The 16,101-nt window shown below is 39.8% G+C and carries 14 protein-coding genes and 1 tRNA gene; 11 read left to right on the top strand and 4 right to left on the bottom strand.

Features of this window, described 5'->3' with window-relative positions; all coding sequences use genetic code 11:
* The first annotated feature begins 6 nt into the window (after positions 1 to 6).
* Positions 7 to 4,038, top strand: a complete 4,032-nt coding sequence (locus tag G608_RS21665) for a leucine-rich repeat protein (RefSeq protein WP_035796068.1) — start codon at positions 7 to 9, stop codon at positions 4,036 to 4,038.
* Positions 4,039 to 4,623: 585 nt separating this feature from the next.
* Here the strand turns inward: G608_RS21665 and G608_RS0117005 are convergent.
* Positions 4,624 to 4,697 (bottom strand) — tRNA-Pro (locus tag G608_RS0117005).
* A 170-nt stretch (positions 4,698 to 4,867) separates the two neighbouring features.
* On the opposite strand from G608_RS0117005, the gene G608_RS0117000 reads away from it, so the two are divergent.
* The 4 genes from G608_RS0117000 to G608_RS0116985 all read left to right on the top strand — a co-directional run bounded on the left by G608_RS0117000 (position 4,868) and on the right by G608_RS0116985 (position 8,601).
* The gene (locus G608_RS0117000) at positions 4,868 to 5,833 is read left to right on the top strand and encodes a carbohydrate kinase family protein (protein ID WP_026497012.1); all 966 of its coding nucleotides are present in this window, start codon (positions 4,868 to 4,870) and stop codon (positions 5,831 to 5,833) included.
* 76 nt (positions 5,834 to 5,909) lie between these two features.
* Positions 5,910 to 7,190, top strand: coding sequence for a class I SAM-dependent rRNA methyltransferase (locus G608_RS0116995; protein WP_035796065.1), 1,281 nt, complete (start codon positions 5,910 to 5,912; stop codon positions 7,188 to 7,190).
* Positions 7,191 to 7,226: 36 nt separating this feature from the next.
* Positions 7,227 to 8,078, top strand: a complete 852-nt coding sequence (gene nudC, locus G608_RS0116990; protein ID WP_026497010.1) for an NAD(+) diphosphatase — start codon at positions 7,227 to 7,229, stop codon at positions 8,076 to 8,078.
* Positions 8,079 to 8,124: 46 nt separating this feature from the next.
* Positions 8,125 to 8,601 (top strand): hypothetical protein, encoded by a 477-nt coding sequence (locus G608_RS0116985; RefSeq protein WP_051209475.1) that lies wholly within the window; start codon positions 8,125 to 8,127, stop codon positions 8,599 to 8,601.
* Positions 8,602 to 8,627: 26 nt separating this feature from the next.
* Here the strand turns inward: G608_RS0116985 and G608_RS0116980 are convergent, their stop codons facing one another.
* Positions 8,628 to 9,257: a lactate utilization protein gene (locus G608_RS0116980; protein ID WP_026497008.1), complete on the bottom strand. Its 630-nt coding sequence runs from the start codon at positions 9,255 to 9,257 to the stop codon at positions 8,628 to 8,630.
* Positions 9,258 to 9,508: 251 nt separating this feature from the next.
* Between G608_RS0116980 and G608_RS0116975 the strand changes: the two genes are divergently transcribed.
* From G608_RS0116975 to G608_RS21660, 5 genes are all read left to right on the top strand, one after another.
* A complete protein-coding gene (locus G608_RS0116975; protein WP_026497007.1) occupies positions 9,509 to 9,718 on the top strand; it encodes a helix-turn-helix transcriptional regulator in 210 nt (69 codons plus the stop codon).
* A gap of 2 nt (positions 9,719 to 9,720) precedes the next feature.
* Positions 9,721 to 10,197: a hypothetical protein gene (locus G608_RS0116970; protein ID WP_026497006.1), complete on the top strand. Its 477-nt coding sequence runs from the start codon at positions 9,721 to 9,723 to the stop codon at positions 10,195 to 10,197.
* Between the two features lie 22 nt (positions 10,198 to 10,219).
* Positions 10,220 to 11,398 (top strand): MerR family transcriptional regulator, encoded by a 1,179-nt coding sequence (locus tag G608_RS0116965; protein WP_026497005.1) that lies wholly within the window; start codon positions 10,220 to 10,222, stop codon positions 11,396 to 11,398.
* Positions 11,399 to 11,668: 270 nt separating this feature from the next.
* Positions 11,669 to 12,487 carry a class I SAM-dependent methyltransferase gene (locus G608_RS0116960; protein ID WP_026497004.1) on the top strand — a complete coding sequence of 273 codons (819 nt, stop codon included), beginning with the start codon at positions 11,669 to 11,671 and terminating at the stop codon, positions 12,485 to 12,487.
* 126 nt (positions 12,488 to 12,613) lie between these two features.
* Positions 12,614 to 13,186: an NUDIX hydrolase gene (locus G608_RS21660; protein ID WP_051209473.1), complete on the top strand. Its 573-nt coding sequence runs from the start codon at positions 12,614 to 12,616 to the stop codon at positions 13,184 to 13,186.
* A gap of 67 nt (positions 13,187 to 13,253) precedes the next feature.
* Here the strand turns inward: G608_RS21660 and G608_RS0116945 are convergent, their stop codons facing one another.
* The gene (locus G608_RS0116945; protein WP_035796064.1) at positions 13,254 to 14,192 is read right to left on the bottom strand and encodes an adenosine deaminase; all 939 of its coding nucleotides are present in this window, start codon (positions 14,190 to 14,192) and stop codon (positions 13,254 to 13,256) included.
* 162 nt (positions 14,193 to 14,354) lie between these two features.
* On the opposite strand from G608_RS0116945, the gene G608_RS0116940 reads away from it, so the two are divergent.
* Positions 14,355 to 15,830 (top strand): ISLre2 family transposase, encoded by a 1,476-nt coding sequence (locus G608_RS0116940; RefSeq protein WP_026496061.1) that lies wholly within the window; start codon positions 14,355 to 14,357, stop codon positions 15,828 to 15,830.
* On the opposite strand, the gene G608_RS23765 is transcribed toward G608_RS0116940, so the two are convergent.
* On the bottom strand, positions 15,812 to 16,101 hold a 290-nt coding region (locus G608_RS23765), incomplete at its 5' end, for a hypothetical protein (RefSeq protein WP_035796063.1). The genes G608_RS0116940 and G608_RS23765 overlap by 19 nt on opposite strands.

The raw sequence follows: 16,101 nt of genomic DNA, 5'->3' as shown, positions 1-16,101 counted from the left end.
GAGAGTATGCCTCAGAATCTAAAAAAGATAGGGGCAAAAGCATTCTTTGATTGTAAGGGTCTTGGGGAAATAAAGTTTTCAGATGGGATAACCGAAATTGGACAAGAGGCTTTTAGTGGGTGCTCTGATTTAGTGTTTGAATGTTTGCCCAATAAGCTAAGAATTATTGGTGCCAAGGCATTTTATAAGTGTAATGCATTAGATTTTATATGTTATTCAGGGGGCGATTTAAGTAGAGTTGGAGAAAAAGCATTTTATGTTAACTCAAATTTGAAGACTCATCTATTAACAGACAATAAGACTTTAAAATCATATGATTGGACAGGCAGTAATCGACTTATAACAGAGTCTGATTTGAGTTGGTGTAAAGATTTTGCATACAGCATCTATGGCAAAGAATTGACACTTACAAAATATAATGGGAATAGTGAAAACTTAATTATCTATCCTGACGCATATATAGACGGACAAGTTTATAAAAAAATAAGTTTAAATAAAGCTGTATTTGAAAGTAATAACGTAGTAAAATCAGTCACCATTAGGAATGGTGTATCTTTAATTGATACTACGAGTATGTTTGATAGTTGTACTGAACTTAAAAAAGTTGTTTTGCCGGATGACTTATCATGTATTGATGCGTATATGTTCCATGATTGCGCAAATTTAGAATCGGTTACTATACCAGATAGTATTGTAAGTATTAGCGACTATGCGTTTTATAATTGCAAAAAATTGAACATTGGTAGGTTGCCGTCAAAGCTACAGGTTATAGGGAATGTTGCGTTTTATAATTGTAATAAAATAAGTATTAATAAACTTCCAGATAGCCTAAAGGATATTGGAAAGCAGGCGTTCTATAATTGCTATGCAATAAAGGAAATAACCTACAATGGAGCGGAGTTATCAAATGTTGGAGAAAAGGCTTTTTATTCATCTCAAAATATTGATACGACCTTGGCATCGGAGAGTGAAGCTCTATCAGAATATGATTGGAATGGCTCTAAACGTACAATAAAGCATCTCGTTAGTAAATGGATAAAAGGATATGAATATGTTGTTAATGAAAGCAGTAATAAGATTTATTTAAATAAATACATAGGTTCAGAAAAATCTTGTATCATTCCTAAAATAGCATATTGGCATTATGATGAATATAAAGTGTGCCTTAATAACACTACGTTTTCCGGTAATGAAGAAGTAGAGAAAGTCGTTATAGAAGATGGGGTAGAAGTTTGTAATACAGATCAATTATTCAATGACTGTACTAATCTGACAGAAGTTACAATTTCATCAGATAGTTTAATAGTAGGTGAAAAAATGTTTAAAAACTGTGAAAAACTTCGTACAGTTTTAATTTATTCATCTGTTGATAGGATTTGTGACAATGCATTTTATGGATGTGCGAATCTAAGAACAATAAGTCTTCCTGTAGGTATTAAAGCGATTGGATCGAATGCATTTTATGGATGTCGAAACTTGGAAGATATTTCATTACCAGAAAAAATCGTAGATATAGGAGTTGGGGCATTCAGTGGTTGTTCTAAATTGACAATTGACATGCTTCCACGGGAACTCAAGACGATAGGTGAAAGTGCATTTTATGAGTGTAAATCATTAACTTCAGTATACTATGATGGAATTTCATTAAGTAAAATTGGAAAGAATGCGTTTTTTGTTTCAGAACAAACGCGAACTACGCTTCATACAACAAATTATAGTTTACAAGCTTATGACTGGAGTAGCGATAATCGTGAAGTAACAGTATTTGAAGACGAATGGTATAAAGATTATGCTTATACACTAGGTGACTCTATCATTTTCCTTGGAAAGTATATTGGAACGGATAAAGATGTAGTAGTTCCTCCATATGTATATATAGATGGTAAACAATTAAGAGTTCATATATCAAAAGATACTTTTAAAGAGAATGAAAGAATAACTTCTGTAAATATTATGGACGGTGTTTACATAGATGGACTGGGTTCTTCTGAATACAGCACAATTTCTTATACTTTTTACAGGTGTTCAAATCTTAGAAAAGTAGTATTGCCATCAGTGGTAGCAGGTATAGGAGAATATTCTTTTGCATATTGTAGAAATTTGGAACAAGTAAAAATTCCTAAAACAGTGAAAACTATTGGGGTAGGCGCATTTTATAACTGTGATAAACTTTCGTTAATAAACCTTAATGATGAAGTTTTTCTCATCGGAGAAAAAGCATTTGAAGGATGCGGATCATTAGCATTAGAATCATTGCCTAAAAGAATTAGAACTATTGGGAAAAAGGCGTTTGCTAACTGTAAAAAGATTAATATATCAGAAATGCCAGAAGGACTTACTAGAATTGGTGACGGAGCATTTTTGCAATGTGATAGTATTTCTTCGATTAAATTGCCTTCTGCTATTACTCAAATAGACGATAATGCATTTGTGGAATGTGAAAATTTGACTCGTATAGAGTATAGTGGAGATAGCTTAGAATCAATTGGGGCTAATGTATTTTATATAGCAAGTACTTCGAAAATTAAAACTGAATTAGTAACCAATAACAGATTACTTAGATCATATAATTGGAATGCTAATAATCGACGAATTAATAATGGCACATATAATGTCTCGTTTTACTTGCCATCAAATGAGTATTTAGCGGATGTTACAGTTGAATATGATTCTCCGATTTACGTTGATGTAGTTAACAGCATTACATTCAGAGTAGAAGAAGGGTACTCAATTGGTTCATGGTACACTATCACAGATGGTGGGGAGAAAAAGGAATGGGACATTGAAAAAGATATAGTTACAAACGATATCAGGCTCTATGCAAGTTTGAGTCCAAATAGGTACTGGGTGTCATTTGATTCGAACGGTGGGGAATCAAATGATAGAAAACTAGAAGTTACATATGATGCTAAATATGGTGAATTACCAAACCTTGAAAATAGAGATGGACTAATTTTTGATGGATGGTTCACTTCTGATATTGGTGGCGAAAGGATAACTTCGGATAGCTTAGTAAATATCGCTGCTGACCATATCTTGTATGCACATTGGAAAAAAGAAGGCCAGGATGAGAATCCAAGTGGTAGAGAAACATGCGAACGATGTCAATCTGAAATGCAAAAGATAGTAGAGCTTGCTTTTCCTTCACCTGAACAGCGACCATATCAGGCATATTACAAGTGCAAGGTTTGTGGTGATGAATGGCGTGTTTACTATGATTTTTTGCCTTCGAAGTGTATATATGTGGATCCATATATTTCAAAAAATCCTACTGAAAAGGATTATGGTCAGATAGAATTTGATGGTTATTTTTGTGAGCCATATATTCCGCTTTATGTAGAATTTGCTTCGGTTCATCTTGATCATAATAGTGTGGACTTGAATATAGGTGAAAAGAAAACTATTTCAGCAGAAATAATGCCACATCATGTACCTAAAGACAAACTGATTTGGAGATCATCTGATCCAAGTGTAGTTACAGTGGATTCGATAGGAAATATAACAGCTATATCAGAAGGATATGCTACAATAAAGGTTACAGCTGGGGATACTTGGGATTTCGGTAGTGCAGTTTGTAGCATAAATGTTGTGAATTCGAATGATATTACTACACAGGAGAGTAATGATTCAAATGCGGGTACGGATAATCTTGAGGCAAATACTACGAATGGGCTAAAGCCGAATGAAGTATTTAAAGATTCATCTGGTATTACATATAAGGCCTCTGTCGATGCAACTAAAGTTTCTGTTATAGCGGTTAAAAACAAGAAATCTATTAATATAGATGCGACAGTTGCATTGAAGGGTAAATTGTATCCTGTTGCAGAAATCAGCGCAAAAGCATTTGCAGGTAAGAAAATCCAAAACGTAACCATTAATGCCAAAAATTTAAGGAAAGTTAACAAAAATGCATTCAAGGGTACGAAGAAGCTTAAGAAAGTTACAATAAGGGGCATAAAGAAGGATTCTAAGGTTGCTAAGCAGATTGAAAAGGCAGTTAAGAAAGCAAATAAAAAGGTAAAGATAGTTTACAAATAAGTATATGAAGCACTGATTTCATTAAAATGTTCTACGGTATTCCAGATAACTATTGTGGGAATCTTCGCAGCTAAACCAAAACCCTCTGTCAATGGCAGAGGGTTTTACTATTCACAGAGTAAACTGATTTTTTATTGTCGAGAATTAGTAAGTATTATTTTGATGGGATGTGGATGATATAGGATTTGGAAGGCACCGAAACTTGACTGAATAACTTGTCATGTTTTCCGATAGTGACACAAATTAAATTTTCCTTAGAGCTATCTTATCAAGCGAAATTTGATTAACAAGATCCAACCATAGTGGAAAAACTGCGACGCTGGGGAAAAAGAGTCGCGGTCTTTTATTTTATAGATACAAATTAGTATTAACGAAAGTTATACGGATAAAGGTCTTGCGAAACGTACGGATTTGAACCTGCGGTCTCCGCTTCGCTCCGGTCGGCCCAAAGCCGACGTCCACTGGACGTCGTGGGCCCTCTGCGACCCGAACGGGCGCTCAGTACGCATAAGGTCGCAGGCACAATACCGGTTATTTGAGTAATAAAAAAATCAGATACCTAAAGGTACCTGATTTTTTTATTAGTCGAAGTGACAGGATTTGAACCTGCGACCTCTGCGTCCCGAACGCAGCGCTCTACCAAACTGAGCCACACTTCGTTATATGTAAAGCGGAAGTCATAAGACTTTCGCAGCACACATGATAATACAATAAAATGATGTTAGATGTCAATAGGGACGGAGGAATTTTGGGATATAATGGGTGTAAGAAATAGTGGCGGTATGCTATATTAATTTTGTATGCAGATTATTTTTGAGAAGGTGGCAGTGTGGAAACTGTGAGTAATTCTGTGGATGTAACGGTAATTGGTGCAGCGGTGATGGACGTTCTGGCAGGGGCAGTAGGGCCGGAGGTTTTTGAGATTGGTTCTGTGCCGATGGATTATATACAGACGACCTTTGGGGGCGATGCGCTTAACGAAGCGGTGGTTTTGGCAAGGCTTGGGAAGAAGTCGGAGCTTATAACCAGGCTTGGATGCGATGATGCAGGGAAGCGAACGGCTCAGTTTTTAGCTGAAAACGGAGTAGTCACAGAGCATATTAAGATTTCGGATGAATATCCCTCATCTGTAAACATTGTCCTTGTGGATAAGGCAGGAGAGAGGTATTTTCTGACTGATCCAAAGAGCTGTTTAAGGAAGCTTTTTGAGGATGATATCACACCGCACATTGATCAGATGGCAGATATTGTCAGCTTTGCCAGTATTTTCGTATCGCCTCTACTTGGGATAGATGAGCTTCTTAGGGTTTTTAGTAAGATAAAAGAACCTGTTTCAGGTAAAAAGCGAGTACTGTTAACGGATGTCACAAAGCCCAAAAAAGGTGAGAAATTAAAAGATATTGCCTGCCTGCTTTCGCATATAGATTACTTCCTTGCAAACGAGGATGAGATTTCTATGCTGACCGGGGATAAGGACGCAGCAGAGAATGCCCGAAGATTTATAGATGAAGGTGCAAGCTGCGTGGTAATAAAGCGCGGAAAAAGAGGTTGCCTTATAAGGACAGCCAATGATATGCTTGAAATTCCTGTTTTTCCCGGATGTAAAGTGGTTGATTCAACGGGGGCCGGAGACAGCTTTGCGGCTGGATTTTTATATGGTCTCTCAGAAGGCTTTTCTCTGGAGGACTGCGGGAAATTTGCCTGTGCCACAGCGTCATGCATAGTTGAGAAGGTAGGCGGATCTGCAGGAATTGAATCGGCAAATGAGCCGATACGCAGATATAGAAGCATGTAACGACATTAGATTAGGCGCAGCTGTCACAAGCTGAAGAAATAGAGTAAATGTTAGTTTCAAAGAAAGAGTAGTAATTATGAGTTCAATAAAGATTTCAGATGCATCAGTAATTCTTAGAAAAGGCGAGGGCCGCACTATTAAGGCAGGCGGCGCCTGGGTTTTTGATAATGAGATAAACAGGGTTGAAGGGACCTTTGAAAACGGAGATATCGTCGAAGTCCATGACCATGACGGATATTTCATGGGCTATGGTTTTATAAATACGAATTCCAAGATAAGAGTTCGCATGATGTCCAGAAGAAAAGAGCATCCTGTGAATGAGGAACTGATCGAGACTAGGATCCGCAATGCATGGGAATACCGCAAGGCTGTCATGAATCCTGAGCTGTACGGATATAAAGATGTGGAAGCAGATAGCGCTTCGGATGCAGAGAAATTACAGAAGCTTTCATGCCGTCTTGTTTTTGGTGAAGCCGATTTTCTTCCGGGAGTTACTATAGATAAGTTTTCGGATGTACTCGTAATCGAGTCCCTTGCTCTTGGAACCGATAAAATGAAGGACCTTATCCTTGATACATGCAAGAAGGTTCTTTCAGAGGACGGCGTAAATATCCGCGGAATCTATGAGAGAAGCGATGCGAAGGTTCGCGAGCAGGAAGGCCTTGAGAGGATCAAGGGCTTTATTGGTGAACCCTTTGATACCAAAGTTCTCATCGAGGAGAATGGCGTAAAGTACTATGTAGATGTGGAAAATGGCCAGAAGACCGGATTTTTCCTGGATCAGAAAAACAACAGAAGAGCTATTGCTTCTCTTTGTAAAGGAAAGAAGGTCCTGGACTGTTTTACACATACAGGCTCCTTTGGCCTTAACTGTGCGGCTGCAGGAGCAAGCTCTGTTCTTGCAGTTGATGCATCAGATGTAGGATGTGCTCAGGCTGAGGAGAATGCCAGATTAAACGGTCTTGAGGATATCATCAGATTTCAGTGTGCAGATGTATTTGATCTTTTACCTGAGCTCGAAGGAAAGGGCGAGAAATATGATGTAGTCATACTTGATCCCCCTGCTTTTACCAAGTCCAGAGCGTCTATAAAAAAGGCAGTCACAGGCTATAGAGAGATCAACATCCGTGGTATGAAGCTTGTGAAAAACGGAGGCTTTCTTGCAACCTGCTCATGTTCGCATTTCATGGACGAAGAGCTCTTTGCAAAGACAATCAGAGAGGCTGCCAGAAGCGCTCACAAATTGCTGCGACAGGTGGAATTCAGGCAGCAGGCAGCGGATCATCCGATTCTTTGGTCAAATGACGCTTCCTACTATTTGAAGTTTTATGTTTTCCAGGTTTCTGACGAGATGTGATGCATAGTATAATAAAATAAAAAAGCGAGATACATTATGATACAGGATATTGCACCGAGAGTTTTTCATAATGAATATAAAAAGGAGCTTCCTGGCCCTGACGACATTATCTTTTCGTTTAGGGACAGGAAGCTCTTATGTGTTCTTTTTGAGAGCGGGGAAGTAAGATGCCCCAAATACAGTGAGATCAGCGTGGATGCGGAAAAACTGATTTATCTTTTTGCCATAGATGATACCAGGTTTTTCCTATATCCCGAGGAATGTGACGAGACTCCCGAGGATGGCCCTGAAAAAACAAAATTCAAATACGAAACCATCAGAGTCCTGCGAGGAGCGGATCCGGGCTATCTTTGTTTTGCGGGGATGACGGCATATCATCTTTATGTCTGGTACAGGGACAACAGGTTTTGCGGCAGATGCGGTCATGAGACTGAGATTTTTGATAAGGAGAGGGCTGTAAAATGTCCTTCCTGCGGAAATGTTATCTATCCAAAAATCTGTCCTGCGGTCATAGTAGGTCTAACAAATGGAAACAAGATCATGATGACCAGATATGCAGGAAGGGAATATAAAGGGAATGCTCTCATTGCAGGATTTTGCGAGATAGGCGAAACTGCTGAGGATACGGTAAGGCGCGAGGTTATGGAGGAAGTCGGCCTTAAGGTAAAGAATATAAGATACTTTGCAAGTCAGCCCTGGGGCTTTGATTCAAATCTTTTGCTTGGATTTTTCTGCGAGCTTGACGGAGATGAGAAGGTTCGCATGGATGAGGATGAGCTTGCAAGAGCTGAGTGGGTGCCAAGGGAGGAAATTGGTCAGGAGGCCAGCGATCTGAGCCTCACAGCCACCATGATGATGCATTATAAAAAACATCCGGAGGAATTCTGACACTGTAACTACATACAATAACATGAGGAAAATACAGGAGGTTAGCATGGAAGAGCAAATGAAAAAAATTGGACGACAGATGGGAATTGCTATGGGAATCCTTATGAGCTTTAGCTTATCACTGGTTGAGACGCTGGCATCAGGCAAGTTTACGTTGCCATCCTTCCTGATTGCCTTCGTACTAAGTGGGGTTATCAGCGTTATTATTGGAATTGTAGTGCCTGTTGGGAAAATTACTGCGGATGTATGCAGGAAATGCAAACTTGAAAGAGGGAAAATCGGAACACGCGTAGTCGAGAGTCTTATATCTGACCTTATCTATACTCCTATAATCACTCTTGCCATGACAGCATTTTTCTACAAGATGGTCATGATCCAGAGTGGCGGAATGGCGCAGCTTTCATTTGGTCCGATGTTTGTAAAAGGATTAACAATAGGCGTAGTTGTCGCTTTTTTCCTTATTTTCATTTTCCAACCCATGTTACTTGGATATTTTATGAAAAAGAATGCCAGGGAAATTTAAGGAAACTACGCCCACAGGTTCAATAATTAGAATCCCAGGTTGTCATCCACAAGGATTACATGGATTCTGCCTTCATGTCTTGAATATCTGGTCATGAGGAACTGACAGCAGATGGTGTCTGGAGATTTGCAGTCCATGCACTTTCCGGTTTTAGCGCAGGGAGTGGATAAGCCAAATCTCTGGGCATTTATGGGAGCAGCTACATTTCGAGCTCTTTTCATGGCACTGTCAATATCAGGGCAAACCTTGTTCATGCCTACGATGAAGATAACCTTTTTAGGTCCCTGAGCGATGGCTGATACTCTGTTTGCGTTGCCGTCTATGTTTATAAGAATGCCGTCATCGGTCATGGCATTGGCACTTGATAAAAATACATCTGCGTCATATGCAGCAAGCATGGCAGCACGCTTATCTTCTGCCTTATCTCTGTCGATGAAGTTGTAATCAGGAGTTTGCAGGGCATCAACAAGACCGATTTCATGTGCACTCATGGCGCCGCCCATGGTTACGCTGCTTCCTTTGGGTATGAGCTTAAGAGCCAGCTCCAGAGCTTCCTCTTTTGTTTTGGCATAGTAGCCTGACATGTTTCTTGATTTAAGACCCTCGATTATTTTGGTGGACAGAAGGTCGTTTCGCTTTACGATGTTTTCATTCATAGCCATATTCCTCCTACTGTTTACGTATGCAATAAAATTAGTTTCCGTTATTTATAAATATATCATCACAGCTGTAGTGATTACCATAGGAAAATAAGGAGGTCGCCGTCGGCCTTCTTTTTTGCTGCAAAGTTTATTTTGCATTTTTTGCAAAGTGCGCTTGACATATTATGCAAAGTTTACTATACTAAATTTGCAAAGTTAACTTGGCAACAACAAGGGCAAAAATAGAAAGACATCAGAGGGGATCAATGAAAAACAATATTAAGGAACTGCGAAAGGCCAACAAGCTCTCGCAATCAGAGCTGGCAGATATCGTAGGAACCACCAGACAGACCATTACCTCCATAGAGGTTGGGAAGTACACAGCGTCACTGGTTCTGGCCTACAAGATTGCACATCATTTTAACTTAACTATTGAAGAAGTATTCGATTTTGAGAATCTGGAGGATGAGGATTAATTATGGATAAGCGTGTAGAGAAAATGAGAGAGACAATAACAAATAGAAATAAGGCACTTTTAGGATTGATCTGCCTTACAAATGCATTTGGTTTAATCATGAGAAGAGACTCCGTTGTTGCACTGGCTAAAACTCAGGCACAGGGAGATTTCGTACAGGGATTTGTTACAGGTGTTGTGATCGCCATGGATCTTCTTCTCGTGGCACTTCTTGTTAAGAACTACGCAGCACTTAAGGATGAGAAAAAGCTTGCTCGTCTTTACAATGAGATGAATGATGAGCGCGAAATCAAGATAGAAGCTCTTGCAGGCAAGGCTGCTCTTAAATTCGGTACTGTTTTAGCTGCATTATTATCGATAGTTGTCGCTGTTTTTGTCAGCACAGAGGCAGCACTTTCAATAATCGGTGCTCTGTCTATAATGGCAGTTATCAAGGTTATAAGCAGAGTCTACTACACAAGAACATACACAGGCGAATAAACAGGAGCGTTAAGGGCATTTTATGAAAGAGAGCATGACAACCGGGGAAATGGCTAGAATAGCGGGAGTTTCACAAAAGGCACTTCGAATATATGATGAAAAAGGCCTGCTGCGACCAGTTGGATATTCTGAGGGAAATTACAAACTCTATGACAAAAACTCACTTATGGTGCTGGAAAAGATCATAGCACTTAAGCACGTTGGCTTTAGTCTTGATGAGATAAAGAGTAATCTTGAGAACAACGAGCAGGAAACCATTGAAGCGACGCTAAAGAACCAGCTTGAGCTTATGGAAAAAAGAATCTATGAGATGCAAAAGGCTGCAGATTGCATAAAAATCGCATTGGCAAGGCTCAGTGAAGATCCAGACTGGGATAATGTTGCAGATACCATCAGGAAGATGGAGATGGCCCAGGGGCAGGATGAGCGCAGATGGTATGCTTCAAGTCATGCTGCTGACGGCATAGAGTGGTATGTAAAGATATTTGATTCTCTCGGGTTTAGTGAGGGTGATAAGGTTCTTGATCTTGGTTGCAGCTACGGCCTTTTGTGGCGAGAAAACTGGGACAGGATCCCTGAGAACTTCCTTGTGGATGGTGTGGATATCCATGAGAGCTGGGCTGATGATTTTGCTGAGTTTTTGGAAGAGCAGAAGAGTACGCTTCCCGAGGGAACTGAGATCAACATGATATTCAGCGATCTTGAGCGAGAGGATACCTGGAATGAGATCGGGAAGAAGAGCTATAACAAAATTGTAGTTCATTACCTTCTTACCTATTTTGAGCATCCTGAGATTATTATAAAAAAGGCATCAGAAGTCCTTACTCCAGGTGGGTTACTTTCATTTACCTATTTCGGTACAGGCATAGAACACGATAATTGGGAAAGATTTTTTGATGAAAACGGTTTTGATAAGACCTGTGTTACCAAAAGGAAAAACGAGCTAAACAGAAGAGAAGAGGAATTTTTGAAGCTGATATCAGACGACTTTTCAAAGGTAGAACGAGTACATCTTCCCTGCCCTCTTACCTATGATGACTCTGAGCTGTTGTTTGAAAGGCTGCTAAAAAGATATCAGGAGGGCAATAAATATCTTCTTTCTGTTAAGGACAAATTGATGGAATGCTTTGACAGAATGATTGAAAAAGACGGCAATATTGTGGTGGATATTGATAGTACTTTTGTTCACTGTTATAAATAAATCCTTTGACAAGGAAATACTCTCACGTTATCATTACTACAATAAATTTTTAAGGAGCACTTATGAAACAGCGTTACATGGTTAACTACATGGAGATGATGAACAGACATATTTGCTTATAGCGAAGTCACTTACACAGCTATAAGCCGATAGGTCTTATCTGTCTGTGTAGGTTTATCATAAGAATGACTGTTATGAAAGCACACCGGACGGATACTATTCCAACTGATGTGCTTTTTTATTTCGTATGAAAAGAGGAAGTTTTTGAAGATGAGTATCAATGGAAAAGAATTGGACGAAATTTATCAGAGGCAGTATGCAGGCGGTTTTGAGGAGGGACGTCTGACATACACCAAGGCAAATGAAACTGAGTTCATATTAACGATGCATTACATCCATAAATTCATCAAGGAAGGCGCAAAGGTCATTGATATTGGAGCAGGATGCGGCGCATACACCAAAGCACTTTCTGAGGAAGGCTATTTTGTGGATACCATAGACTTTCATGAGGATAATGTCTCAAGGATGAAAGAGCTTTTTAAGGAATCGGAAAATGTAAATGTCTATCAGGGAAATGCCATTGATCTGCATAAGTTTCCGGATGATAGCTATGACCTTGTGCTGCTGATGGGCCCGGTTTACCACCTTCATAAATTTGAGGACAGAGTTGCAGCAATAAAAGAAGCTGCCAGAGTTGCAAAGAAAGGCGCTCCAATATTTGTCGCCTTTGTACTTCAGGATGCTCCGCTTATTGAGTATATTTTCCAAAGTGAAAATCCTGCGGAGGAGATAAATGAAATCGGTTATATAAGGGAAACTGCTCAGGTTACGGAGAACACCGGATCATCAATATTCCTTCACGCCATAGCTACTATAGACGAATTAACGGATAAGGTATGCGAGAGTATTCCTGTCACAAAGGGTCCACGCTTTGCACAGGACGGCTTATCACAGGTTATTCGCGAGGCAGTCAACAATATGTCTGAAGCTTCATACAATGAGTGGATACAGTATCTTATTGCAACGGCAGAGAGACCTGATCTTATGGGCTATTCCAACCATGTTGTTCAGACTTTTATTAAAAAGTGATGACATAATGCCAATCTCATTTAAGAAATCAGTGCCTGGTCAAAAAAGATGTGTTGACCTCGCCCTTGGGGCAGGCTTTATCCTTTCACTAAGGTATTAAATAAAACTGTGAAAGGAAAAGCTGGTATGAATGCCTTGGAATATGTTGAAAGCTACAAAAACGAAGGCGGCTATATAAAGGCTCTTCGTAAGCATGTAGGACATGCGCCGCTTATCACAATTGGCGTAGGCACCATTATCGAAAATGATAAGGGCGAGATCCTGCTTCAGAAGCGTAAGGACAATGGTATGTGGGGAATTGTCGGGGGCGGAATGGAGCTTGGTGAGAACTTCGAGGATGTGGCAAGGCGAGAAGCCAGGGAAGAAGCCGGGATTGAGCTTGGGGAGCTTAGGCTGCGGGCTATCTGCAACGGACCTGACAGATTTATCACCTATCCAAACGGAGATATCTGCTATACTTCCGCCGTTGTCTTTTGGACAAATGAGTTTTTTGGTGAAATAAAAAATGATTCCGAAGAAGTTTTTGAGCACAGATTTTTCGGAAAAGATGATCTACCTGAAGAAATAAATGGTTTTGATAAGATTTTTATCGATATCTGGCAGGAGTCTTCAGATGGCATTGCGATATATGATGGTAAAAAGCTTTCATGGCAGACGGGAGGAAGTATTGCACAGCTGAGCAGATGCTTGAGTTTATAGATATCTGCACAGACAGAATAGTTGATAGAATTAATACTTATAAAGGACTGAAAATGCAGGATATAGCTTAAATTTTTCCAAGACCTTTTAGCCTGATTTCATCAAGCTCCTCAGCTGTTAAGCAACCCGACTGATACAGCCTTAGATATTCACTTGAAACGTCTGAATCAAAAATGAGTACATCATCAGAGTTAATGGTAACATCGACGCCGCTGCGATGGAGTTTTGCTATTGGGTGCTGTGCCATATAAGGTACGCGGCCCAGCAGAACGTTGCTGGAGGGCGTTATATTTAGCCTGATTTTGTGCTCTTTTAGATAATCTATTACGTTTTCGTCATGCACTGCAGCTATTCCATGCTGAACTTCGTTAAGGTGCAGTGCATTAATGGCAGTGATGATATCCTTCGCTGTTCCCCATTCACCAACATGGGCTTTTAGCAAAAGTCCATTTTCGGCGGCTATTTCATAGATTGGGATGAAGTTCTCAATGGGCTGAGCCAGTTCGTCACCGTAGAGATCTATGGAATAGAATTCCTTATGTCCCCAGAAATGTGAAAGGCAATCCAATAGGTAATCTATGGAACAATGACGGGATAATCCTATTTGAAGGCGCAGCTCTATCTCAGGCGCAATGCGGTCTTTTGCATCCTTAAACGCATTAATTAATTCTTCAATATCATTATTGAAAAATGCACCAAGGCCCCACACATCTTCGCCTATTTCCAGTATAGTGACACCGTCTTTTTTTGCCTGATAAAACGTGGCCTCAATGAGGAGCTTTCTTCCTTCACTGCTATTGAAACGATCTCCGATATATTTACCGCTCCAGGCATCCATTTCACTCATGGATTTTAATGGCTCTGATATGGGCTTTATTTCATATCCTGTTTTTTCTAAGATATATTCTCTGCTTCCACCAAGTACAAAATGATTATGCAGATCTGCCTTGGGAAAGGTTCGAATCTGATCTATGTTTTCACTTTCTAGTGCTTCTATAAATGTCATAAGTGCGGAAATCTCCTTGATTTTCGTAATTGCTCTTGATGAAAAGCATGTACCCTCGCTAGCGTAAATTTTCACTCGGATTAAATAAAACACAAGAGAACACCAAAGTCTGATAAAGTTAAAGGTGACTAAACCAAACTATAAAAGACAGAGGTGTTCTCCATGGTAAAAAGTATACAGTATTTTAACGAGGAATGTGTACCAGTTTTTGAAAGGCTTGAGGATGATTTTTTGAAAGATCCCTCAGATATCGCATCCTACATTACTAAGCTGACAGATGAGCTTCATAAGGCTGGTATAAGAATGATAGAGGAGACGCTTGGATATCTGGATCAGATGATCACAGAAAGTGAGATGAGAAAGCTTTCATGGGTGGTGGACAGACACGAGGCCAAGCAGCTTATAACATCCCTTGGTAGCGTTAATTACAACAAGACTTTGTTCAAAAACAAAGCAGAAGGAAAACGCTCTTATATCATAGATATGCTCATGGGGATGGATCCTCATGAAAGAATGACAGAGGACGCAGAAGCAAGGCTTTTAGAAGAAACAGTTCAGACTTCATATCGAAGAGGCGGAGAAAAAACAAGCATACTCGATTCTGTCAGTAAACAGACCGTGATGAAGAAAATACATGCATTGCAGTTTTCACCCGAAGATGAAGTGTTGGTAGATAAGAAATTCGTACAGTTCCTGTACATAGATGCTGACGAGGATCATGTATCGCTCCAGTTCAAGGAGAAAAAGGGTGATCTGATCAAAGGTGAAAATGGTTATAAGTATAACAGCATGATAGAAAAGCTAGTCTATGTCTATGAAGGTATTGAAAATGAATCCCCAAAGAGTAAGAGACATAGGCTTATCAATCCTCATTACTTTTGCTCTGACAGTACCAGTGAGACAAACGATGCCTTCTGGGAGCGCATCTACGCATATATAGATACACACTATGATATGAGTCGTATCGAAAAGATATACATAAATGGCGATGGTGGTGCATGGATTGAAGCTGGGAAGAAAAATGTTTCCGGAGTCATAGTGACAATGGATGAGTTTCATATGCAGAAGTACCTTGGAAAGATTACCAGCCATCTCCAGGATAGTCAGTGGGATGCTATTTCAGAACTCCGAAAGATCATCATGCAAAAGACTAAGAATGACTTTAATTCATACGTGGACATGATAAAGGAGTATCTTGAAGCCGGTGATAAAAAGCAGGCTTCGAGCATTGAAGAAGGAAGAAAATATATCCTTGATAACTGGATGCCATGCAAAGTCAGGCTGAGTAATAGAAGAAAACTACCAGGGTGTAGCGCTGAAGGACATGTGAGCCATGTTTTATCATCACGAATGAGCTCAAGGCCGATGGGATGGAGCAAGTGTGGAGCAGGAAAAATGGGAAGGCTCAGAGCATACTTCTACAACGGTGGAGATATGCTTGAACTAGCTAAGTTCCAAAGAGAAGAATTAAAAGATGCTGCAGGTTATGAGATGTCATATTTCTCACCTACAGAGGTAATGAAATCTGAAAAGAACAGACACTATGAGCTTGGGAAGTATATGGCTGCTATACAGGGAACGCTTCCATCAGAGATAAAGAAAAAACTATGCATCAATCATCACATCGCTGGATTATAAGGCATTGGAGATGCATTATTGAGCTTAGTCCTCTTGATCAACCGGAAAGCAGAGGAAATATGTATGTCAAGGGTGCAAAGCACCTCTAAGAGGCATGCCCTTGACATACATATTTTCCTCAGCTCAAAAACATACAAGAGGACTAAGCGTAGGGTTGCCATAAGGAAATCAAAAGCGTAATATAAAACCAATATTTCAAAAGCCTGATTTTTTATCAGAGCTTCTTTGGTGGATTCTAACCTTTTATTTCCGTAGGTAAATTTACGCGGCC

It is taken from the genome of Butyrivibrio sp. WCD3002, assembly GCF_000424265.1.
Taxonomy (GTDB): Bacteria; Bacillota; Clostridia; order Lachnospirales; family Lachnospiraceae; genus Butyrivibrio.
This window is presented reverse-complemented; position numbering and strand designations above follow the sequence as displayed.